This is a genomic window from Arthrobacter sp. Y3224055, assembly GCF_059090825.1.
In genome coordinates, this window is sequence record NZ_JBNHGB010000001.1 from 1,075,219 (window position 1) to 1,097,991 (window position 22,773).

At 65.9% G+C, this 22,773-nt stretch carries 18 protein-coding genes and 2 tRNA genes; 11 read left to right on the top strand and 9 right to left on the bottom strand.

The genetic code is table 11. The features are described from left to right. Nucleotides 1-88: 88 nt before the first annotated feature. The 7 genes from gyrB to AC5RTY_RS05160 all read left to right on the top strand — a co-directional run bounded on the left by gyrB (nucleotide 89) and on the right by AC5RTY_RS05160 (nucleotide 6,858). Nucleotides 89-2,113 carry a DNA topoisomerase (ATP-hydrolyzing) subunit B gene (gyrB, locus tag AC5RTY_RS05130; RefSeq protein ID WP_494139173.1) on the top strand — a complete coding sequence of 675 codons (2,025 nt, stop codon included), beginning with the start codon at nucleotides 89-91 and terminating at the stop codon, nucleotides 2,111-2,113. A gap of 71 nt (nucleotides 2,114-2,184) precedes the next feature. After that, entirely contained in the window at nucleotides 2,185-4,860 is a 2,676-nt protein-coding gene (gene gyrA / locus AC5RTY_RS05135; protein ID WP_494139156.1) for a DNA gyrase subunit A, read from the top strand. Continuing rightward, nucleotides 4,857-5,420: a DUF3566 domain-containing protein gene (locus AC5RTY_RS05140; RefSeq protein WP_493978245.1), complete on the top strand. Its 564-nt coding sequence runs from the start codon at nucleotides 4,857-4,859 to the stop codon at nucleotides 5,418-5,420. The genes gyrA and AC5RTY_RS05140 overlap by 4 nt, the downstream gene beginning before the upstream one ends. A 60-nt stretch (nucleotides 5,421-5,480) precedes the next feature. Beyond that, a tRNA-Ile gene (locus tag AC5RTY_RS05145) sits at nucleotides 5,481-5,554 on the top strand. A gap of 35 nt (nucleotides 5,555-5,589) precedes the next feature. Next, nucleotides 5,590-5,706, top strand: a complete 117-nt coding sequence (locus tag AC5RTY_RS05150) for a DLW-39 family protein (RefSeq protein WP_493978246.1) — start codon at nucleotides 5,590-5,592, stop codon at nucleotides 5,704-5,706. A gap of 36 nt (nucleotides 5,707-5,742) precedes the next feature. Further along, nucleotides 5,743-5,815: transfer RNA gene (locus AC5RTY_RS05155), tRNA-Ala, on the top strand. Between the two features lie 137 nt (nucleotides 5,816-5,952). Further along, entirely contained in the window at nucleotides 5,953-6,858 is a 906-nt protein-coding gene (locus AC5RTY_RS05160; RefSeq protein ID WP_494001206.1) for a DMT family transporter, read from the top strand. A 3-nt stretch (nucleotides 6,859-6,861) separates the two neighbouring features. Here AC5RTY_RS05160 and AC5RTY_RS05165 read toward each other — a convergent pair whose 3' ends face one another. Together AC5RTY_RS05165 and AC5RTY_RS05170 are read right to left on the bottom strand one after the other, a co-directional pair. Then, a complete protein-coding gene (locus tag AC5RTY_RS05165; RefSeq protein WP_494001207.1) occupies nucleotides 6,862-7,701 on the bottom strand; it encodes a glycosyltransferase family 2 protein in 840 nt (279 codons plus the stop codon). 125 nt (nucleotides 7,702-7,826) lie between these two features. After that, nucleotides 7,827-8,840, bottom strand: coding sequence for a hypothetical protein (locus AC5RTY_RS05170; protein ID WP_494013429.1), 1,014 nt, complete (start codon nucleotides 8,838-8,840; stop codon nucleotides 7,827-7,829). A gap of 119 nt (nucleotides 8,841-8,959) precedes the next feature. Here AC5RTY_RS05170 and AC5RTY_RS05175 point away from each other — a divergent pair, with 119 nt between their 5' ends. From AC5RTY_RS05175 to AC5RTY_RS05185, 3 genes are all read left to right on the top strand, one after another. Then, nucleotides 8,960-9,502 carry a peptidylprolyl isomerase gene (locus AC5RTY_RS05175; RefSeq protein WP_494001209.1) on the top strand — a complete coding sequence of 181 codons (543 nt, stop codon included), beginning with the start codon at nucleotides 8,960-8,962 and terminating at the stop codon, nucleotides 9,500-9,502. A gap of 60 nt (nucleotides 9,503-9,562) precedes the next feature. Further along, a complete protein-coding gene (locus tag AC5RTY_RS05180; RefSeq protein WP_494013427.1) occupies nucleotides 9,563-10,420 on the top strand; it encodes a rhomboid family intramembrane serine protease in 858 nt (285 codons plus the stop codon). 742 nt (nucleotides 10,421-11,162) lie between these two features. Further along, nucleotides 11,163-12,338 (top strand): NAD(P)-dependent malic enzyme, encoded by a 1,176-nt coding sequence (locus AC5RTY_RS05185; protein ID WP_494013426.1) that lies wholly within the window; start codon nucleotides 11,163-11,165, stop codon nucleotides 12,336-12,338. An 84-nt stretch (nucleotides 12,339-12,422) separates the two neighbouring features. Here the strand turns inward: AC5RTY_RS05185 and AC5RTY_RS05190 are convergent, their stop codons facing one another. Continuing rightward, the gene (locus tag AC5RTY_RS05190) at nucleotides 12,423-13,415 is read right to left on the bottom strand and encodes a magnesium and cobalt transport protein CorA (protein WP_494001212.1); all 993 of its coding nucleotides are present in this window, start codon (nucleotides 13,413-13,415) and stop codon (nucleotides 12,423-12,425) included. A gap of 6 nt (nucleotides 13,416-13,421) precedes the next feature. Then, nucleotides 13,422-13,673, bottom strand: coding sequence for a cell division protein CrgA (locus AC5RTY_RS05195; RefSeq protein WP_494001213.1), 252 nt, complete (start codon nucleotides 13,671-13,673; stop codon nucleotides 13,422-13,424). Nucleotides 13,674-13,940: 267 nt separating this feature from the next. Between AC5RTY_RS05195 and AC5RTY_RS05200 the strand changes: the two genes are divergently transcribed. Next, nucleotides 13,941-14,585, top strand: coding sequence for an anthranilate synthase component II (locus AC5RTY_RS05200; RefSeq protein ID WP_494109609.1), 645 nt, complete (start codon nucleotides 13,941-13,943; stop codon nucleotides 14,583-14,585). Between the two features lie 58 nt (nucleotides 14,586-14,643). On the opposite strand, the gene pknB is transcribed toward AC5RTY_RS05200, so the two are convergent. From pknB to AC5RTY_RS05225, 5 genes are read right to left on the bottom strand one after another with little or no spacing between them, the layout of a single operon-like run. Beyond that, nucleotides 14,644-16,566 carry a Stk1 family PASTA domain-containing Ser/Thr kinase gene (pknB, locus tag AC5RTY_RS05205; protein ID WP_494024917.1) on the bottom strand — a complete coding sequence of 641 codons (1,923 nt, stop codon included), beginning with the start codon at nucleotides 16,564-16,566 and terminating at the stop codon, nucleotides 14,644-14,646. A gap of 37 nt (nucleotides 16,567-16,603) precedes the next feature. After that, nucleotides 16,604-18,379, bottom strand: a complete 1,776-nt coding sequence (locus tag AC5RTY_RS05210; RefSeq protein WP_494001216.1) for a protein kinase domain-containing protein — start codon at nucleotides 18,377-18,379, stop codon at nucleotides 16,604-16,606. Beyond that, nucleotides 18,376-19,824 carry a peptidoglycan D,D-transpeptidase FtsI family protein gene (locus AC5RTY_RS05215; RefSeq protein WP_494001217.1) on the bottom strand — a complete coding sequence of 483 codons (1,449 nt, stop codon included), beginning with the start codon at nucleotides 19,822-19,824 and terminating at the stop codon, nucleotides 18,376-18,378. Before AC5RTY_RS05215 ends, AC5RTY_RS05210 begins: the two co-directional genes overlap by 4 nt. Next, on the bottom strand, nucleotides 19,821-21,239 hold the full coding sequence (locus AC5RTY_RS05220) for an FtsW/RodA/SpoVE family cell cycle protein (protein WP_494001218.1): 1,419 nt from the start codon (nucleotides 21,237-21,239) through the stop codon (nucleotides 19,821-19,823). Before AC5RTY_RS05220 ends, AC5RTY_RS05215 begins: the two co-directional genes overlap by 4 nt. A gap of 3 nt (nucleotides 21,240-21,242) precedes the next feature. Continuing rightward, complete coding sequence (locus AC5RTY_RS05225) at nucleotides 21,243-22,772, bottom strand: PP2C family protein-serine/threonine phosphatase (RefSeq protein WP_494024916.1); 1,530 nt, start codon at nucleotides 22,770-22,772, stop codon at nucleotides 21,243-21,245. Between the last annotated feature and the right edge of the window lies 1 nt (nucleotide 22,773).

Here is a 22,773-nt window from a genome sequence, read left to right on the forward strand (position 1 = left end):
CACACGAGTCCCCCGGACGGAACACAAGGAGTCAACGGCAACTGTGGCAGAGGACAATGAGCTGGAAAACACCGGCGCAGAACCCCAAATGACAGAGGGCAACGACGGCAAGCACTACGACGCCAGCGACATCACCGTCCTTGAAGGCCTGGAAGCCGTCCGCAAGCGCCCGGGCATGTACATCGGTTCCACCGGTCCGCGCGGGCTGCACCACCTCGTGTACGAGGTTGTGGACAACTCCGTCGACGAAGCGCTGGCCGGTTACTGCGACACCATCAACGTCACGCTGCTGGCCGATGGCGGCGTCCGGGTGGTGGACAACGGCCGCGGCATTCCCGTGGACATGCACCCGACCGAGGGCAAACCGACCGTCCAGGTCGTGATGACCATCCTGCACGCGGGCGGCAAGTTCGGCGGCGGCGGTTACGCGGTCTCCGGCGGCCTGCACGGCGTCGGCATCTCGGTGGTCAACGCGCTGTCCGCGCGGGTGGAGACCGAGATCCGCCGGCAGGGCTACGTGTGGCACCAGTCCTTCGCCAACGGCGGCCTCCCGGTGGGCGACCTGCGCCGCGGCGAGGAGACCACCGAGACCGGGACCTCGCAGACCTTCTGGGCGGACCCGGAGATTTTCGAATCAACCGAGTTCGACTTCGAAACGCTGCGCGCCCGCTTCCAGCAGATGGCCTTTTTGAACAAGGGCCTCAAAATCGTTTTGACCGATGAGCGCCGTCCGGAAGTCCACGCACCGGACGCCGAGGACGTGGACCTGGACACGACGCCCGGCACCGAGGTCGAGACCACGGCCGAACACCGCCAGGTGGTCTACAAGTACGACAACGGCCTGCTGGACTACGTCACGCACTTGAACTCCTCCAAGAAGGTGGAGGTCATCCACCCCGAGGTCATCGCGTTCGAGACCGAGGACACGGAGCGCAAGCTCTCGGTGGAAGTCGCGATGCAGTGGACCACCTCCTACTCGGAGAGCGTCCACACCTACGCGAACACCATCAACACGCACGAAGGCGGCACGCACGAAGAAGGCTTCCGCGCCGCGATGACCTCGTTGATCAACCGCTACGCGCGCGAGAAGAACCTGATCAAGGAGAAGGAAGAAAACCTCACCGGCGACGACATCCGCGAGGGCCTCACCGCCGTCATCTCCATGAAGCTGGGCGAGCCCCAGTTCGAGGGCCAGACCAAGACCAAGCTGGGCAACTCCGAGGCCAAGGGCTTTGTGCAGCGTGTGGTCACGGACGAACTCGGCGACTGGCTGGAGCGCAATCCCGGGCCGGCCCGCGACGTGATCCGCAAGTCGATCCAGGCCTCGCAGGCCCGGCTGGCCGCCCGGAAAGCGCGCGAATCCACCCGGCGCAAGGGGCTGCTCGAATCCGGCGGCATGCCGGGCAAGCTCAAGGACTGCTCGTCCCGCGATCCATCCAAGTCGGAAATCTACATCGTGGAGGGCGACTCCGCAGGCGGTTCGGCCGTCCGCGGCCGGAACCCGGAGACCCAGGCCATCCTGCCGCTGCGGGGCAAGATCCTGAACGTGGAGCGGGCCCGGCTGGACCGCGCGCTGGGCAACGCCGAGGTCCAGGCCATGATCACCGCGTTCGGCGCCGGCATCGGCGAGGACTTCGACGTGGAGAAGGCCCGGTACCACAAGATCGTGCTGATGGCCGACGCCGATGTGGACGGCCAGCACATCACCACGCTGCTCCTGACCCTGCTGTTCCGCTACATGCGACCGCTGATCGAGAACGGTTACGTCTACCTGGCGCAGCCGCCGCTCTACCGGATCAAATGGTCCAACCACCCCCACGACTATGTCTTCAGCGACCGTGAGCGGGACGAGACCGTCCGCCGCGGCCTGGCGAACAACCAGCGGTTGCCCAAGGAAAACGGCATCCAGCGGTACAAGGGCCTCGGTGAAATGGACTACACGGAGCTGTGGGACACCACCATGGACCCCGGCCACCGGACACTGCTGCAGGTGACGATGGAGGATGCCGCCGCCGCGGACCAGACCTTCTCGATCCTGATGGGCGAAGACGTCGAATCCCGGCGCACCTTCATCCAGCAGAACGCCAAGGATGTCCGCTTCCTCGACATTTAGCCCCCGCCGCAGCCGGCCACCGGCCGCTGACCGGGCCGCACCAAGGTTTTGACGCAAAGGAAACTTAAACGATGAGCGACGAAGAGACGCCCGACCTGCCCGCAGGCACCGGCGATGAGCCGATCGAGGGCGAAATCCTGACCGACCGGGTGGAGCAGGTCGACCTCCAGACCGAGATGCAGCGGTCCTACCTGGACTATGCCATGGCGGTCATCGTCGGGCGCGCCCTGCCGGACGTCCGCGACGGCCTCAAGCCGGTGCACCGGCGGGTGCTGTACGCGATGTTCGACGGCGGCTACCGCCCCGAGCGTTCCTTCAACAAGTGCGCCCGCGTGGTGGGCGAGGTCATGGGCCAGTACCACCCGCACGGCGACATGGCCATCTACGATGCCCTGGTCCGCCTGATCCAGGACTGGACCATGCGCTACCCGCTGGCGCTGGGGCAGGGCAACTTCGGCTCGCCCGGCAACGACGGCGCGGCCGCCCCCCGGTACACGGAAACCAAGATGGCGCCGCTGGCGCTGGAAATGGTCCGCGACATCGACGAGGACACCGTCGATTTCCAGGACAACTACGACGGCAAGAACCAGGAACCGACCGTCCTGCCCGCCCGGTTCCCGAACCTGCTGGTCAACGGCTCCTCGGGCATCGCCGTCGGTATGGCCACCAACATCCCGCCGCATAACCTGCGTGAAGTGGCCGACGGCGTCCAGTGGTACCTGGAGAATCCCACTGCCAGCCGTGAAGAGCTCCTCGAAGCGCTGATCCAGCGGATCAAGGGGCCCGACTTCCCCACCGGCGCGCAGATCCTGGGCCATAAGGGCATCGAGGACGCCTACCGCACCGGCCGCGGCTCCATCACCATGCGCGCCGTGGTCAACGTCGAGGAAATCCAGGGCCGGACGTGCCTGGTGGTCACGGAACTTCCGTACCAGGCGAACCCGGACAACCTGGCCATGAAGATCGCCGAGCTGGCCAAGGAAGGCAGGGTCGCCGGCATCGCCGACCTGCGCGACGAGACCTCCGGCCGCACGGGCCAGCGCCTGGTGATCGTGCTCAAGCGCGACGCCGTGGCCAAGGTGGTGCTGAACAACCTCTACAAGCACACCTCGCTGCAGGAGAACTTCGCGGCGAATATGCTCGCGATTGTCGACGGGGTGCCCCGCACCCTGACCCTCGACGCCTTTATCCGCCACTGGGTTACCCACCAGCTGGAAGTCATCGTCCGGCGCACCCGCTTCAGGCTGCGCAAGGCCGAGGAAGAAGCGCATATCCTGCGCGGCCTGCTCAAGGCCCTGGACGCGCTCGATGAAGTCATCGCCTTGATCCGCGCCTCGTCCACCACGGAAGAAGCCCGCGACGGCCTGATGCAGTTGCTGGACATCGATACGGACCAGGCCTCGGCCATCCTGAATATGCAGTTGCGCCGGCTGGCCGCGCTGGAACGGCAGAAGATCCAGGATCGCCACGCCGAACTCGAGCGGATGATCCAGGAGTTCAACCGCATCCTCGCGTCCGAAGAAGCACAGCGCAGCATCGTCAGCGAGGAGCTCGCCGAGATCACCGGCAAGTACGGTGACGACCGCCGGACCCAGATCATGATGGGCTACGGCGGGGACATGAGCATGGAAGACCTCATCCCCGAAGAGGAGATGGTGGTCACCATTACCCGCGGCGGGTACGTCAAGCGCACCCGCAGCGACAACTACCGGTCGCAGCAGCGAGGCGGCAAGGGAGTACGCGGCGCCCAGCTCCGCGGCGACGACGTGGTCGAGCACTTCTTCGTCACCACGACGCACCACTGGCTGCTGTTCTTCACCAACCTGGGCCGGGTGTACCGGGCCAAGACGTACGAACTGGCCGAAGGCGGCCGCGACGCCAAGGGCCAGCACGTGGCGAACCTGCTGGCCTTCCAGCCGGACGAGCACATTGCCCAGGTCATGGACCTGAAGGACTACCAGCAGGCCCCCTACCTGGTGCTGGCCACCAAACGCGGCCTGATCAAGAAGACCCGGCTGGAGGACTACGACACGAACCGTTCCGCCGGCGTCATCGCGATCAACCTGCGCGACGGCGACGAGCTCGTTTCGGCGCGGCTGGTCGCCGAGACCGACGACATGATGCTGGTGTCCCGGCGCGGCCAGTCCCTGCGGTTCACCGCGACGGACGAGGCACTGCGGCCGATGGGACGGGCCACCTCCGGTGTGACCGGCATGAAGTTCCGCGAAGACGACGAACTGCTGGTGGCCGGCGTGCTGCGCGAGGACTCCTACGTCTTCATCGTGACCGCGGGCGGCTACGCCAAGCGGACCAAGGCCGACGAATACCGGGTCCAGGGCCGCGGCGGCCTGGGCATCAAGGTGGGCAAGTACCAGGAAGAACGCGGGCATCTGGTCGGCGCACTCATCGTGCAGGAGGAAGACGAGGTGCTGGTGGTGATGGAAAGCGGCAAGGTGGTCCGCTCCTCCGTCGCCGGTGTCCCCGTCAGGGGCCGCGACACCATGGGCGTCATCTTCGCCAAGCCGGATAAGAAGGACCGCATCATCGCCGTCGCCAGGAACTCCGAACGAGGCCTGGCCGCCGACGAGGAAGACACCGACACGCCGGAGGTGCCCCAAGGTCCCGAAACCGGCGGCACAACCGACGCCGAATCTGCGCAGCAGGCAACCGATGAAGTACCGTTGAACGCAGACATGACGCAGTCCGCAGCCGAAACGCCGGCGCCGGAAAACGGAGGTAACGAGTGAGTACACCTAAAACGCCACGGCCGGGCACGCGCCCGCAGCCGGCCAACGCGCCCCGGGCTACCACTCGCAGCGGCGGCACGCCGGCACGCCCGGCCCAGCGCCCGGCGAACAGCGGGCAGCGTCCGGCCAACGGCGCACAGCGCCCGGCCGGCCAGCCCGCCCGTCCGGGACTCGTGCGTCCGGCTCCGAAGGCCAAGGTCCGCCGTGCCCGCCTGCTGGTCAGCAAGGTCGACCCGTGGTCGGTGCTGAAGATGGCCTTCCTGCTCTCCGTTGCCCTCGGCATTGTCACCGTGGTGGCCTCCATCGTCCTCTGGACGACGCTGGACATCACCGGCATCTTTGACCGGGTCAACGGGCTGCTGACGGAAGTCGCGGGCACCGAGGGCGGCGGATTCGACCTGCGGTCCTACGCCTCCCTGGGACAGGTCGCGTCCTTCGCCACCATCATTGCCGTCGTGAACGTGGTCTTGCTGACCGCGCTGGCCATGCTGTCCGCGGTGCTTTACAACATCTCGGCGACGCTGGTCGGCGGCATCGGGGTCACGCTGACGGACGACTGAGCGGATTTGAAGTTCCGGCCCGGCGTACTGTAAAGTCGTATCTCGGCCCGCAAGGGCAGGGGGCGTATAGCTCAGGCGGTTAGAGCGCTTCGCTGATAACGAAGAGGTCCCAGGTTCAAGTCCTGGTACGCCCACGGATGACTGATCCCACCGATGTCGGGAGGACACCGTGAAGAAGTTGCTGCTGATGGCAGCCGCGGCCGCGGGTGTCTTCGTGTACAAGAAGTGGCAGGAATCCGAAGCGGAGAAATCCGCTTGGAGCCGCGCGACCGACAAGGTTGAGTGACTCTGGCATCATCCGGTCCCGCCGACCGGACCCTCCGGGGGCATGGCGCAATTGGTAGCGCACCTGCTTTGCAAGCAGGGGGTTAGGGGTTCGAGTCCCCTTGCCTCCACCGGAAATGCGAGGCCCCGATCTACGGATCGGGGCCTCGCTGCGTTCGCTCCCTCGCTGCGTTCGCTCCCCCGCTGCGTTCGCCCCCCGCGGCCGCGGCGGGATGGGTTTGGCAGGGTTCACCCCTAGGCTGAAGGTGTGATCATTTTCCTGGCCACACTGGCTGTGCTCGGCATCTCCGCGTCCGGTCCCATCATGGCTGCCACTGCCGCCCCCGCCCTGGCCATCGCATTCTGGCGGAACATCATCGGCGCCGTCGTGATGGGAGTACCCTCGGCGATCGGCCGGCGCCAGGAGTTCCGGAAGCTGACGACGTCGGACATCGGCTTCAGCGCGGTGGCGGCCGTCGCGTTGGCGCTCCACTTCGCCTGTTTCATCACCGCGTTGCAGCTGACCTCGGTGGCGGCGGCGACTGCTTTGGTCTGCCTGCAGTCGGCCTGGATCGTCCTGTTCAACCGGCTGCGCGGCATCAAGGCGTCCCGGCTGATCTTGTGCGGTGTCGGGCTCGCGTTCGCCGGCGTACTGGTGATCTCCGGGTTCGACCTGCGGCTCTCCAGAGAGGCACTGCTGGGCGACCTGCTCGGCCTGGTCGGCGGGGCCATGGCCGGGGTGTATACGATGGCCGGCGGCCGGGTACGGCGCCGGCTGTCCACGGGACCGTACACCACCATCTGTTACGGATTGTGCGCACTCATCCTGCTGGCTATGGCGTTGGCTTTCGGACAGCCGCTCGCCGGGTTCCCGCCCCAAGCCTGGGCCGGGATCCTGGCCGTGACCGTGGTGGCCCAGTTGCTGGGCCACTCGGTGCTGAACCACCTGCTGGCTGTCCTGAGTCCGCTGGTGGTTTCAATGATCATCCTGCTGGAAATCCCCGGAGCCGCCGCCCTGGCGGCCCTGTTCCTCGGCGAGACCCTTCCGTGGGGCACCTACGCGGGCCTGGCACTGATCCTGGCGGGCCTGGCCGCCGTCGTGCTTTCCCAGAACAGGTCGAAGGTGCAGGGACGCAACCCGGTGCCGGAAGCCAGCGGACCCGGGAGGGACTAACGGCTACAGCCCGCCGCGCGTCACGCGGACCTGCGTGCGGGCCTGGTGGACCCGGCGCAGCAGCTTTGCGGGGTAGTAGACGCTCATGAAGATCAGCATCGGCACCCGCGCCATGCGGCGGTCGATCTTGTGGACGTTGTAGGTGCGCTCGAAGCGCGTGACGTAGTACCGGTAGTCCTTGGGCGAATCTTCCAGCCTCCGGGCCGACATGCCGCTGATCATTTCCGGCACGTATTGGATCCTGAGCGCGTGGTCGGCCAGATGAACGGAGATATCGATGTCCTCGTGCATCTCGTCCGCCTCATCACGGCAAACCTCGTTGCGGATAATGTCCCAGGCTCCGCGGCGGATGGCCATGTTGGATCCGAAGAGGAAGTGGTACTGCTTCTTGGCCAGTTTCAGAACGAAGCGGCGCAGGCGGTCGTCGGCCTGGAGGCCGAAGCGCCGCAGCGGCATGTCGTAGTACAGCACCGGACCGGTGCACGCCATCACTTCCGGGTCGGCGAAAGCCGCTTGCACGCGCTCAACCCAGTCGGGCTCCAGGACGGAATCAGCGTCGATCCTGCCCAGGACTTCTCCGGTGGCATGGTCCAGGCCGAAGTTGCGCGTGGGGATCAGGCCTTGCTCCGCATCCTGCTCGAGCAGGATCAGGGGAACATCGGGGTATTCGGCCTGCATGGCCCGGACCAGGTCGGCTGTCCCGTCGGTCGATTTGTTGTCCACGACGATGATTTCCCAGGGTGCCACGGACTGGCATACCGCGGCGTAGACGCATTGGCGGATAACCGACTCTTCATTGAAGGCCGGGATGACGATCGACACGCTGGGCGCAGCACTTCTCACGGCATGAAATCTACCAGCAGGCTTGCCGGGAGTCCGGGAAGCGGGTCGTGAAGGGGATGGGACGGGAGAGAACAATGGGAGCTCCCCTTCGGGGAGCTCCCATTACGGCGTGTGCTGAAGGAAAACTACTTCTTGGTGTCCTTCTCGGCGGCAGCGTCGGCAGCTTCCGCAGCCTTCTGGCCGGCCGCCCGCGCGGAGCGGGTGGGGCCGTTGCCGGTCGTCTTGGCCGTGGCTGCCGCGGCCTCGGAACCCTTATCGGAGACAGAGGTACCCGCTGCGGCATCCGAGGTGGCCGGGGCTGCAGCGTGTTTGGCTGTTGCGGTTTCGGCAGCCCCGGCGGTACCTGTCGAGGTGGAAGTTGTGGAAGTCGAGGCGGAGCTCGAGCTCGACGGACTGGTGGTGGTGGAAACCTGACCCGGTGCCGGAGTCGCACTCGTCGGCTGGACCGGCGTCTTCCACGGATCTTCGACCGGCCGGGCAGCCCGCCATGCGGCCACTCCCGCCGTTGCCGCGGCCGCGAGGATGCCCACGATCAGCCAACCCTTGCCGCCCCCGGACTTCTGCTGGTTTTTCAGCTCCTTGGCAGCCTTCCTGGCATGCCCGGCGGCTGCCTTTTGGGCTTTCTTGAGGGCGCGCTTGGATCCGCCCGCCTTGACGACGGCGGCCTGCACCGAAACGGGCAGCGCGGTCTTGTCCAGCGTCTTCGCGACCTGGTCTGCGGTAGCGGCGAGCCGTGCTGAGACGGTCGGGATGTACTCGTCGACTACTTTGTCCCGGGCATGTGTGATGGCGGGGGCCGCCCGGTCCAGGGTCTCCTGGATGCGCGGAGCAGCCTCATCCACAACGTGGGAAATCTTCGGGGCCAGGCTGTCCAATCCCTCCTGGATCCTCGGCGTCACAGTTACTACGGAGTGGGAAAGATCCTTGGCGGCCTTCTGCAGCCCCCCCTGGATGCGCGGTGAAGCGGTCTCAATGCTCTTTTCGATCCGCGGGACGGCCCAGTTCCGCGCGGCTGCCATCTTGGGAGAGGCCCAGTCCTTGGCTGTTCCCACGAGGACAAAAACATTGCCTTCTGCGTCGTGAGCTATTCGTTTGGTCTTCTTCACTACTACCTCCCGGAAATGGTGACGGTCGTTCATCAGCCTACTTCCTGCACTTGCAGACGGCTATGCCGGCGATGAAACGCGCGGGATTTTCACTCATCGCGGAACCGGCCGACGGCGGGAACCCAGGGGAATCGCCGTGGAAGAATGGTGCCATGACTGCTATTGCTACAGCTAAGGCCACTATCCACACCAACCACGGCGACATCGTGGTGAACCTGTTCGGCAACCACGCCCCGAAAACCGTGAAGAATTTCATCGGGCTGGCCACCGGCGAGATCACCTGGAAGCACCCGCAGACCGGCGAAGAGACGAACGCTCCGCTCTACGACGGCGTCATCTTCCACCGCATCATTAAGGACTTCATGCTCCAGGGCGGCGATCCGCTGGGCCAGGGCATCGGCGGCCCGGGCTACCAGTTCGACGACGAAATCAACCCCGACCTGAACTTTAACGAGCCCTACAAGCTGGCCATGGCCAACGCCGGCATCCAGGGGGGCCGCGGCACCAACGGCTCGCAGTTCTTCATCACTACCGTTCCCACCACCTGGCTGCAGGGCAAGCACACGATCTTCGGCGACGTCACGGACGAAGCTTCCCGCGCCGTCGTCGATTCCCTCAACGCGGTGGCTACCGACCAGCGGGACAAGCCGCTGGAAGACGTGGTCATCAAGAACATCACGGTCGAGCAGCTCTAAGTTGCCTAATGTCCCCGCCCGGAACCCGGGCGGGGACCTTTTCCCAGCAGGAGCGCCTCCATGTCCTACGGAATGCCGGCCGAACCGCCGCAGACCGATGTCCCCGTCTGCCCGCGGCATCCGGACCGCGTCTCCTACGTGCGCTGCCAGCGTTGCGGACGCCCGGCCTGTCCGGAATGCCAGCGCACGGCGTCGGTTGGCGTCCAGTGCGTCGACTGCGTCAACGAAGCGGCGCGCAGCATGCCGACTGTCCGTACCGTCTATGGCGGGGTGGCCGCGGTCGGCCGTCCCGTGGTCACGCTGACACTGATCGGCATCTGCGCCGTTGCCTATCTGCTGCAGTGGGTCGTTCCCGGCTTCACCGAAAGGTTCCTGTACGCGCCGGTCTACACCCTTCCAAATCCGTTCTACGCGCCGGAACCGTGGCGGATGATCACCTCGGCTTTTCTGCATTCGCCGAATTTCCTCCTGCACATTGCCTTCAACCTCTACGCCTTGTGGATCCTGGGCCGGCACCTGGAGCCCCTGTTGGGGCGGCTGAGGTTCCTTGGGCTGTACCTGCTTTCCGGCTTCGGCGGCTCGGTCGGCGTACTCCTGCTCTCCGCTCCCAACATTCCCGTGGTCGGCGCCTCAGGGGCCATTTTCGGCCTCTTCGGCGCACTGTTCATCGTGCAGCGGCAACGCGGCGGCGAGGTCAGATCGCTGTTGGTGCTGATTGGCATCAACGCGGTGCTCGGATTCGTGGTCTCCGGCATTGCCTGGCAGGCGCACTTGGGCGGACTGCTGGTTGGTGCCTTGTCCGCTGTGGTGCTGGCCTACGCGCCGAAGGGAAAGAATCGAAGCGTTGTCCAGTTCACCGGGCTGGCTGCCATACTCCTTGTGCTGGTGGCGGTCACTGCCCTGAAGGCGATGACGTAACCCCGGCCGGCTTCCGCCAAGGCGGGCAGGAAAAGTGTCCTGGAGGACGCGGTTCCTGCCCGCCTTTCCTGTGTGGTCCCGTTTGCCGGACCGGCAATCTCCGGGCAGTCCCGCCCGGGGGCTGGCTGCAGGCGCACGCTGTGCCCGAGCCCCTCTCACTCCCTCCGGCGCGCCTGCCGTGCAACTGCGCGTTTTCCCCAACCTGCTTTCCCCATCCTGTGGGCTGGCTGTGGAAAGCTCCGCGGCCCTCGCTGAGGTGAAAGGATGTTATGCACAGGAGTTATGCACAGTGAGGATAAGTTACACACATGTAATTCCACAGCTGTGGATAACGTGATGGCAGGTGACAGAAGGGGTGGACGGAAGTAATCCCCAAAGTTATGCACGTCTGTGGATAAGTTCGGTCTACAACTGTGAAAACGTGGACAACTAAGCCTGCAGCCCCTGCAATTAGCCGGGCACTACAGTGGAAAAGGCGAAACATTCGTCCGGCCGAAGACATATGCAGACCCTGCAAACCGGCCTTCAGGTAGCCTTGAAATCCGGTCCCCTCGCTCGACCAGCCACGGGGCCCACGCGGCCGTCCCGGACCCAGGCGATAGTCGGATCGAATGCGCCGCGCCCCATGCCTTGTGAACGGCCGGCTGCGGCCTCTCGGAGGATCTGCTTCCTACCGGCCTGTCGCAGGCCGGGCCATCCAAGCTCCCTCCCGTGAAGGGAAGGAACAACAGAAGGAATCTACGTGACTACCGAAACCGGCAACTCCACACGAATCGACCTCACCCGCGAGGAGATCTTCAGCGCCCATGAGGGCGGCAAGCTGCAGATTGGCCTCACCGCACCGTTGGACACCAAGCGCGATCTCTCCATCGCCTACACGCCGGGTGTGGCCCAAGTCAGCCGCGCCATCAACGCCGACCCGGAAATGGCCGGGAAGTACACGTGGGCCTCCCGGCTGGTGGCAGTGGTCTCCGACGGCACCGCGGTGCTGGGGTTGGGCAACATCGGGGCGGCTGCGTCACTGCCGGTGATGGAGGGGAAGGCTGCCCTCTTCAAGCAGTTTGCCGGACTGGACTCCATCCCGCTGGTACTCGAGACCACCGACGTTGACGAGATCATTGAGACCCTGGTGCGGCTGCGGTCGAGCTTCGGCGCCGTCAACCTTGAAGACATTTCGGCGCCACGCTGCTTCGAGCTCGAAGCCCGCCTCATCGAGGCCCTGGACATGCCGGTCATGCACGACGACCAGCACGGCACCGCCGTGGTAGCCCTTGCGGCGCTGACCAATGCCGCCCAGGTGGTCAACCGCGAGCTGGCGTCGCTCAAGGTGGTTATTTCGGGCGCGGGCGCGGCGGGCATCGCCGTCGCCGAAATCCTCCTGGCCGCCGGCGTTGCCGACGTGATCCTGCTGGATTCGCGCGGCATCATCCACGGCGACCGCGGCGATTTGACCGAGGTCAAGGCCTCCTATGCTGCCCGCACAAACCCGCGCGGAGTCACCGGCGGCAGCGCGCAGGCGCTCGACGGGGCAGACGTGCTGATCGGGGTCTCCTCCGGCACGATCCCGGAAGAGACCCTGGAGAAGATGTCCGACGACGCCATCATCTTCGCGCTGTCCAACCCGGATCCGGAAGTACACCCGGAGACCGCCGCGAAGTTCGCGAAGGTTGTGGCCACCGGCCGCAGCGATTTCCCCAACCAGATCAACAACGTCCTGGCTTTCCCGGGCATCTTCCGCGGCGCACTGGACGCGGGTGCCCGCCGCATCACCCCGGCCATGAAGGTTGCCGCGGCCGAGGCAATCGCGGGAATCGTTGGGGAAGACCTCGCGGCCGATTACATCATCCCCAGCCCGCTGGACCCCCGGGTGGCCCCGGCCGTTACCGCTGCCGTGATGGCCGCCGCAGACGCCGGCTGAGCCTACCCTGGCAGCCGCCCTGCCGGGGCCCGTCCCCGTATCCCGGGAGCGGGCTTCCGGCGCACCTGCCCGGTCAGGCGGGCTTTAGAGCCATCGGTTGCGCCTGAAGAACCAGTAAAGCCCGAGGGCCGTCAGGAACATCAGAACCAGCGACATCGGGTAGCCGAACGCCCAGTCCAGTTCCGGCATCACCGTGAAGTTCATCCCGTAGACGGCGGCCACCAAAGTCGGGGCGAAGAGTATGGCCGCCCAGGACGAGATGCGCTTGACCTGTTCGTTCTGGGCAACACTGGTTTCGGTGAGTTTCTGGGCCTGCAGGGTGGAGCTGAGGCTCAGGGCGTTCTGCAGGACGGCACGGAAGGCGTCGACGCGCTCGTTCAGCCGGATGACATGGTCCTCGACGTCGCGCAACCCGCGGGCCACCTCAAGGTCCAGGTCAGGGTTTTTGGTGCCTCGTTCGAGGACGGCGATCATCCCCTCCAGCGGGTGCAGGGCACGCTGGAACTCGATGACTTCGCGCAGCAGCTCGTAGATCCGTCGGGAAACGTCGGGATCGCCGCCGAAGAGCTGGTCTTCGATCTCGTCGATGTCGTTCTCCAGGCCGAGCACCACGGGTTCGTACTCGTCGACGACCTGGTCCAGGACCGCGTAGAGCGCCGCCTGCGGTCCCGTCGCCAGCAGGTCGGGCACGGACTCCATACGCTGCCGCACGTGGGCCAGATCCGGCGACTCCGCGTGCCTGACGGTGATCAGGAAGTCCCGCCCCATGAAGACATGCAGTTCGCCGAACTCCACCTTCTCCGTTTCGTCGATGTAGCGCGCGGGCCGGAGGACGGTGAACAGCGTGCGGCCGTACTGTTCCAGCTTGGCCCGCTGATGGCCGCGCAAGGCGTCCTCCACGGCCAGGTGGTGAAGATCGAACTCCGCTGCCACGGCGGCCAGCTCCGGCTCGCTCGGCCGGTAGAGCCCTATCCACGCCATGCCCGAGTACCGGTGCAGCTCGCTGAACGTCTGCTCCAGGGTTTCGGGCGTTGCGGCACGGACGCCGTCGACGTAGATGCCGTTATCAACCAGCATGACTGCCTACGAGCGCCACCTGGTCGTCATCAGGAAGCCCGCGATGGCGATGCCGAACCCGATCATGATGTTCCAGGACCCTGCTGCCGGCAGCGGCCACGCTCCCTGCGTGATGTAGAAAACGATGATCCACAGCAGGCCGATGATCATGAGGCCGAACATGACCGGTTTGAACCACACGGGGTTGGGCTTATTGCCTTTGGCGGTCAATTCCTCGGGACGCCGTTCGGTCCTCTTGCGGCGCTTCGACTCGGGCACAGATCCTCCGGGGCATCAAGGGGTGGTTGGCACTGGCAGGCCGGGGCCGCGATCTTCACGCGAGTCCGCCGCCGCCGACCGTCTAGCTGTTTAGTCTAGCCAATGTATGTGACGTTCGCCGCCGCGCATTTGCCGGGATCACCGCGGGGGACCGATCATAGTGTGAGTGCTGCTGTTGCCGCCTTGGCTCCCGTTCCCCCGACGGAGTGCCGACCGGCTCCCGCAGTCCCCGTCCCGGAACAACTCCACGATTGGCACGACCGTCACATGAGCAAGACTCCGCGCATCCTCGTCATCGACAACTATGACAGCTTCGTCTACACCCTGGTCGGCTACCTTCAGGAACTCGGCGCGGAAACGACTGTGGTGCGCAACGATGACGTCACCCTCGAGGAAGCGGTTGAACTGGCCGGAGTCCGCGACGGGGTCTTGGTCTCCCCCGGCCCGGGAACGCCTGCCGAGGCGGGCATCTGCGTCGAGCTGATCCGTTGGTGCGGCCGGGAAGCAAAGCCGATGTTCGGCGTGTGCCTGGGCCACCAGGCGTTGGCCGAGGCCTATGGCGCCACCGTCACCCATGCCCCCGAATTGATGCACGGGAAGACCTCGCACGTGACCCACGGCGACCAGAACGCCTTCCTGGGCGTTCCGAACCCGTTCACGGCCACCCGCTACCACTCGCTGGCGGCCGTGCGCAGCACCATCCCTGCCGAACTCGAAATCACCGCGGAGACCGACAGCGGAGTCGTGATGGGGCTGGCCCATCGGAGCGCGCCGCTGTGGGGCGTGCAGTTCCATCCCGAATCGGTGCTGACCGAAGGCGGCTACCTGATGCTCGGTAACTGGCTGGAGTCGCTCGGCGCGGAGGGAACGGCCGAACGCGCCGCCGCGCTCAGCCCGCTCATTACCCACTGAACCGCTCCGGGGCGGGACCGCGCGACCGGTCGCGGGGACCAGGCTGCCACGGATGCTGTCAGTCGTCGCTGTTCCCGTTGCCCCGGCCGTTCCCGTTGCCGCGGCCGTTCCCGTTGCCGGAGTTGTTGCCTCTGTCGGAGCCCTCATCCGGGTCGGGCGCAGGCGTTTCGGAGGGCTCGGGGGGCGGCGGTGCAACCGCAACGGTCAGGACTATCTCAGTCCCCTGTTCGACGTCCGTTCCCGCTTTAACGCTCTGGCCGACGACGGTGCCGGGTGCGACCACCTCGTTGTCGACCTCTTGTACCCGGTAGGGCAGGGCAACGGCCGCGTCTTCCAGCATCGTGCCGGCTTCTTCAACAGTTTTGTTCATCAGGGCCGGAACGCGCACCATGCCGTTCGAGATGACCAGGTCCACCGTGGAACCGGTCTTGACCTTCTCGCCGGGGGCGGGCTTGGTGGTCACCACATTCCCGCGCGGCATGGAGGCACTGTTCGCCGGGACGTTTTCCCCCGGTTCCAGGCCCAGATTCCGGAGCTTGTCCCGGACCTCCGCCTCGGTGCGGCCGGCCAGGTCCTTGGGAATGGTAGCAAATTCGCTACCCTCGGAGATGTAGACCACGACCTGGCTGCCCGGTTCCAGCTGTTCTCCGACGTCCGGATCGGTTCGGGTTGCCATGCCCGCCTCGACGTCGTCGCTGAACTCCTGTTCAACCCGTGGCTTGAGATCCGCTGCCCAGATGGCGTTGGTGGCGGCGTTCTGGTCCATCCCCGCCACAGCCGGAACGGCAACCGTATCCGGGACGGCGTTCTGCACCAGCATGTTGTAGACGTAGTAGCCTCCGCCCACCAGGACCAGCAGCAAGGCAATGATCAGCGTGACGATCCATGCCCGGCGCTTGGCCCGGCGCTCGGGTTCGATGTCGTCTTCACTGCCCACGGCCAAGGCGGTGGGAAGCTGCCCGCGGTCGTAGGAGGCCGTTTCCGGCCCGGCGTCGTCATCAGGCGAGTAGGCGGTGTGGGACAGGTCAGGAGTTTCCCCGGCCACGGCGTGGGCCGGCTGGGTGATTAGTTCGGTGGCGGGAGCCAGTGCGGGAAACGCTTCCGTCGCCGGCCCGGCCGCCTGGTGCGGCGTCCCGCCCAGCGCCGCACGCAGCGCGTCCGCGAAGGCAGCGGCCGTCTGGAACCGGTCCGCCTTGTCTTTTTGCAGCGCATGTTCCAGTACGGAATCCAAGGCAGGCGTAACGTCAGGATTGAAGCGGCTCGCCGGTTCGGGGAGTTCGCGGACGTGCTGGTAGGCCACGGACACCGGGCTGTCACCGATGAAGGGCGGACGACCGGCAAGCATTTCGTAGAGCAGGCAGGCGGCCGAGTACAAGTCGCTGCGCGCGTCCACGGCTTCACCCCGGGCCTGCTCCGGGGAAAGGTACTGTGCGGTCCCCAGAACCGCCTGGGTCTGCGTCATCGTCGCGGCCGAATCGGCCAGCGCACGCGCGATGCCGAAGTCCATCACCTTCACGTTGCCCTCGGGCGTGACCATGACGTTGGCCGGCTTGATGTCGCGGTGCACAATGCCCGAGCGGTGGCTGTATTCGAGCGCGGCCAGGACGCCGAGGGCATAGCGGACCGAGTCCTCGATGCCCAGCTCGCGGCCCTTGATGAATTCACGCAGCGTCCGGCCCCGGACGTACTCCATCACGATGAACGGGACCTTGACGTCGTGCTCCGCCGCGCCGGGAAGATCCATGTCCCCCGTGTCGTACACGGCAACGATTGCCGGGTGGTTCAGCCCGGCCACCGCCTGGGCTTCGCGCCGAAACCGGGACTGGAGCATCGGGTCGCGGGCCAGGTCGGTCCGCAGCTGCTTGACCGCCACCGAGCGGCCCAGGCGGATGTCACGGCCCAGCAGCACATCGGCCATCCCGCCGCGTCCGATGAGTTCCCCCACCTCGTAGCGGCCAGCCAGGATGTGCGGCGAGTCCACTGGTTGTCGTCCTTCCATCAGGCCGACCAGGATTCGGTCACGGCTTACCGCCGCGCGTGTCGGGAGCGGAGGTCGGCAGGCCCTTGGCATCCGGCGAGCCCGTCTCTGTCGGGGCCGGAGTTTCTTCTTCTTCTTCCGGCCCACTGGAGACAACGTAGCTGACGGTCGACCCGACCGGAACGTCACCGCCGTCGGGAGACAGGCTGAGCACGGTGCCAGGCTCTTCATCGCTCGGCTGCTCGCCCGACTTCTGCGGTACCAGGTTCAGTCCGATCAGGGCCTCGCGAACCCGCTGCTCGGACTGCCCGGCCAGACCGTTGGGAATGGTGACGGTTCCGGGGCCGGTGGAGTAGGTGACGGTGATTGCTTCGCCAACGACGACGGCGCCGGTCGGCGCGATGTCGATGACGGTATTCTCGGCTTCGCCGCTCTCCACCGGGTTGGGAACCACCTGGTAGCCCATGTTTTCGAGCTCGGCCCGGACCTCGCTGAAGGGTCGGCCCAGGAACGCATTCGCTGCCAGCTGGTTCGTCTCCGGCGTTGCCGTTTCGCGCGGTTCCTCGGTCTCTTCTTCCGTTGGCGTTGCGGAGGTGGTCTTCGGCGCCGCCCGTGTCGTCGAGCTCGATGCCGACGACGACGACTCCGCAACGCCGGTGGGGGTCAGCATGGGCAGCAGGATCGCGCCGGCCACGGCGAACAGAATCAACAGGATCAAACCGACCAGCGGCCAGGTCCAGGGACTGCGTTTCTTCTGCTGGCGGCGCGGTGTTTCTTCAGGCTCATCGCTGTCCAGATCCTGATCGGTCCAGTCCCGTTCGGCGCCGAGGCCCGCTGCTGCTGCTGCACCGCCGACGGCGGGCAGCTGGGAGGTCCCGGCGCTGACGGCGCGCGTCGGAGCGGTTCCGGGGGCGGGCACCGGAGCAGTCATCAAACCGGTGCTGTCGTCCCCACCGAACAGCAACATTCCCGGGACAGCTGCCTCGGCGGCACGGATATTGCCGGCACGGATGGCGTCGGCCGCCTCGGCGAGCTTTTCCGCGTTGGCCGGCCGGTCGGCCGGGTCCTTGGCCAGCATGGACATCAGCAGAGCGCGGACCGGCCGGGGCAGGGATTCGGGCAGTGGCGGGGGAGTGTCGTTGACCTGGGCCAGGGCAATGGCTATCTGCGATTCACCGGAGAAGGGCCGGGAACCGGAGAGGCACTCGTAGCCGATGACGCCGAGCGAATAGATGTCGCTTTGTCCGGTAGCAGTCTGTCCCGTCGCCTGCTCGGGCGCCAGATACTGGGCGGTGCCCATGACCTGCCCGGTCGCGGTCAGCGGAACCTGATCGGCCAGCCGCGCAATGCCGAAGTCGGTGATCTTGACCCGGCCCTCCGGCGTGATCAGCAGGTTTCCGGGCTTGACGTCGCGATGCACCAGGCCCTGGGCATGGGCGACGGCCAGCGCCTTGGCCGTCTGGGTGATGATCGACAGCGTCCGGTCGGGCGAGAGCACGCGCTCGCGCTCGATGATCGCCGAGAGCGGATGCCCGGGCACGAGTTCCATCACGAGGTAGGCGGATCCGGCCTCTTCGCCGTAATCAAAGACATTGGCAATACCGGTGTGGTTCAGCAGTGCGGTGTGCCGGGCCTCTGCGCGGAAGCGGTTGAGGAAGCCCGGGTCGCCCGTGTACTCCTCTTTGAGGACCTTGATGGCGACGATGCGGCCCAGGACCTGGTCCTGCGCCTTCCAGACCTCACCCATGCCGCCGATGGCGATACGTTCAGTGAGCTGGTACCTGCCGCCTAAGGTGATACCCGAGGTAGGTCTCACTTATTTAACACCGCCTCTAGGAGTTGCCGAGCACTTGGACTTGAGAGTGAAGAACCGGTCGTTACATCGACGTCCTCGAAGACGACGGATACGACGGCCTGGGGGTCATCCGCCGGTGCGAATCCGGTGAACCACGAGTTGTTTCCTGCTTCGCCGGCCAGCAGTTCTGCCGTACCGGTCTTGCCGGCCACCTCGACGCCCGGAATGGCGGCTCCGCCGCCGATGCCCCTGCTGACCACATTGACCATCCAGTCCTGAATCAGCCGGGCGTTGTCTGCGGAAAGGGAACGTTGCAGTTCCTGGGGTTTGGGGCTGTCCATGACGCGCAGGTCGGGCGCGCGCACGGTGCGCACGAGGTTCGGCTTCATCAAGACGCCGTCGTTGGCGATCGCACCGGTCATCATGGCCACCTGCAGGGGGGTCACGCGGACGTCGTACTGGCCGATGGCCGACTGGGCGAGCAGGTCATCGCTCATGCCGGTCGGGAACTGGCTCGCGGTGACGTGGGTGGGGATCTGGTAGGACTCGCCGAATCCGAACTTGGCGGCCTGTTCCGCAATGGCGTCTTCCCCCAGGTCCATGGCGATCTGCGCGAAGGGCGTGTTGCAGGATTGCTCCAGGGCAAAGGAGAAGCCGACGGTGGTCCGCGCCGCACAGCCGCCGTTAACGTAGTTCGGCAACTCGACGTTGGTGCCGGGAAGCGGCAGCGTCGGGGGATTGTCGAGCTTGCTGTCGGCGTCGTACTGGCCGGATTCCAGGGCGGCAGCCGTCACCGCGAGCTTGAACACGGAGCCCGGAGCCAACAGGCTCTCGGTGGCGGGGTTGGTGAACGGAGACAGGCCCGGCACCTTCTCCAATTCGGCCATGTTCTGCGTGACCTCTTCGGTGTTGTGCCCCGCCAGGTCATTCGGATCGAAGCTGGGCTTGGAGACCATCGCGAGGATGTTGCCGGTGTCCGGTTCCATCACCACGATCGAGCCCTTCACGCCGTCGGGAATCAGGTCCCAGGCCAACTGCTGCAGCTCGGCGTCCAGGGTCAGCTCCACCGAGGCGCCCTCGACCTGGCCGCCGGAGAACATCTGCACGATCTGTTCGTAGAAGAACTCGTCGCCGGAACCGGAGAGCTGATCGTTCATCGCAGACTCCATCTGGGTGGAGCCGTATACCAACGAGTAGAAACCGGTGATCGGCGCGTAGAGCGCGGGCTCGTTGTAGACGCGCTGGTAGGCGAACTCGTCGTCCGAGGGAACCGACTCGGCGATCGGCTCGCCGCCCACCAGGATGGCGCCCCGGTTCTTGTCGAAGTCTTTGTAGATGGTCCGGCTGTTCCACGGGTTGGCGTTGAGGTTTTCGGCCTCGAAGAATTGCACGACCGTGAGCGATCCAAACAGCAGCGCGAACATCGCGATGGCGACGATCCAGGTATTGCGGATGGCCTGGTTCATGGTTGGATCACCTCCGTGGATCCGGTGTTCCGTGCTTGGGTCTGGTTGCGTCGCGCCGGCCGGTCACCCGGCGGCCGCCGGCCGGCGGCCGGGCCAGTCAGGGCCGGACGGCGCGCGGCGTCGGAAATCAGCAGCAGCAGGGCGACGATCAGCCAGTTGGCCAGGAGGGAAGACCCTCCGGCGGCCAGGAAGGGTGTGGTCAGGCCGGTCAGCGGAATCAGGCGGGTGACGCCCCCGATCACCACGAAGCACTGCAGCGCCAGGGTGAAGGAGAGTCCCGTGGCCAGGAGCTTGCCGAAGGCGTCCCGGCTGCCCAGCGCCGCCCGGATGCCGCGGCTGACCAAGAGGATGTAGAGCATCACGATGGCGCTGAGTCCGATGAGCCCCAGCTCCTCGCCGAGTGCGGCGATGATCATGTCGCTGTTCGCGTAGGTCACCAGGTCCGGCCGGCCCTGCCCGAGTCCGGTGCCGGTCAGCGCGCCGCTGGCCAGGCCGAACAGCCCTTGGACGATCTGGTGGCTGCCGCCGATCCGGTTGTAAACCTCGGGGTCGAACGCGTTGATCCAGCCGTCGATACGTGCGGTGACGTGCGGGAACAGCTGGAAAGCCACGACGCCGCCCACGGCGATCATGAGCAGGCCGATCAGGACCCAGCTGACGCGGCTGGTGGCCACATAGATCATGGCCATGAACAGGCCAAAGAACAGGATCGAGGAACCCAAATCGCGCTGGAAGACCAGGACCCCGATGCTGACCAGCCAGGCCACCACCATGGGGCCCATGTCCTGCCAGCGGGGCAGCTGCAGCGGGCCGATCTTCTTGCCCGCGAGCAGGATGAGGTCGCGGTTCGTCGATAAATACCCGGCGAAGAATATAGCCAGGGTGATCTTCGCGATTTCGCCCGGCTGGAAGGTGGCGAACCCCAAGCTCACCCAAATCCGGGCGCCGTTGATTTCCATCCCGATGAACGGCAGCAGCGGAAGGATGAGCAGGATGGCGCTGGTGATCAACGATATGTAGGTAAAGCGGCGCAGGACGCGGTGGTCGGGCAGCAGCCAGATGACGGCGACCACGGCGGCGATGGCCACGCCGGTCCACAGGAGCTGGCGCCCCGCGGCGGAGTCGTTGTTGGCGATGTCCAGCCGGTGGATCATCGCCAGCCCCACCCCGTTAAGGGCGGTGACGATCGGAAGTATTACCGGGTCGGCATATTTGGCGCGAAGGCGCAGGACCACGTGTACGACGAGGACCAGCACCACCAAGGTGCCGCCCTGGGTGAAGAAGTCGCTGTCGAAGGCCCGGTCCTGGTCGAGCCCGACCAGCATGTTGGCTCCGATGCCGACGATCAAGGCCAGCAGGAGCAAAAGCAGTTCGGTGTTGCGCCGGGAACGCGGCACTGTCTGGATGTTACTCATGGCTTATCCACCTACACATTCCGGCGGCACGGTGGGCTGGGGGCTGGCAGCAGGCCCCGGCGTCGCCCCCGGCGAGGCGCTGGGCCGGTCCGTCGGAACGGTACTGGGGCTGGGTTCGGGTTCCGGACAGTTCAGCTGGCTGCTGATCCGCAACTGTTCCACGATCTCCTCGGCATGCCCGAGATCGCGGGCGGAAATGCTGGAATCCAGCCGCTGCTGTTGGTACGCGGGCAGGCTTTCCAGCGGGATGTTGTAGACCGTGTCCACGTGGGAAAGCGCGATCGGCCCGAAGTTCTGGGAGACGCCGTTGAAGATGGCCACCCGTCCGTCCGCCGAACCCACGAAATACTGGGTCTGCGTCCACAGGTAGCCGAACCACATGACCGCCACCAGCAGCAACGACATGACGGTCAGGAACGCCGGGATCAGCCAGGGCTTGCGGGCCGGGGCCGAGGTCTCGTTCTCGGGTGTTTCCGGTTCGTCCGGGGCCTTGTGGGTCAGCAATGCCGCCGCCCGGCGCTTGTTGGAGTGGGCCGTGACGATGGGAATCTGTCCGGTCTCGGTGGCCAATGCCGCGGCGCCCACCAGCACATGCGGGCGGGTCTCCAGCTCGCGGCGGATGGCATCGGCGCGGATCGCCTCGTGCGGCTGAAGCTGTTCGTCGTCGGCGCCCGCGGCCACCTGTGCCCCGAGGGAGGCTCCGTCGGCGGGCATCGCCGCGACAGGGGAGGCGGCGCCGTCGTGCTTCAAGGCCGATGCCTTCGGTCGTTCCGGGGCGAGGCCGAGGGAGGCGGTGTCAGCCGCCTCCGGCGCCGCTTCGGCGACTTCGATCATCACGATGGTCACGTTGTCCGGGGAACCGCCGTCAAGCGTCAGCTCCACCAGCTGATCGACGGCGTCCTGCAGGGTGGGCGCGTTGCGCACCACGGATTCCACCACACTGTCCGGCACGACGGCGTTGAGTCCATCGGAGCAGAGCAGCCATTTCTCCCCCGGCTCGGCCTGATGGCTGGCCAGGTCGAGTTCGGGACTGGCATCGACGTCGCCCAAGACGCGCATCAGCACGTTGCGGTGCGGGTGGATTTCGGCTTCCGCCGGAAGGAGCCGGCCTTCGTCGATGAGCCGCTGGACGAAAGTGTGGTCCACGCTGATCTGCTCGAAGATGCCGTTTTTCAGCCGATAGGCACGGGAATCGCCGATGTGGGCGAATTCGAGCTTGTCGTCATGCAGCAGCAAGGCGGTGACGGTGGTGCCCATGCCCGCCAGCTTGGGACTGGTCTGCACCAGCTCCGAAAGGATGGAATTGGCGGTCTGGATCTCGTCGGCCAGCACGTTGGCCGGGTCCTGATGGCCCGAGCGGTCCAGATGGACCAGGTCCAGCACCGTGGACGCCGAGGCCACGTCACCGCCGGCATGGCCGCCCATGCCGTCGGCCACCACGGCAAGATAACGCCCGGCGTAGGCGGAATCGTCGTTTTTAGACCGTGCCTTACCCACGTCAGACCGCGCCGCATAGCGCAGAACCAGAGCCACC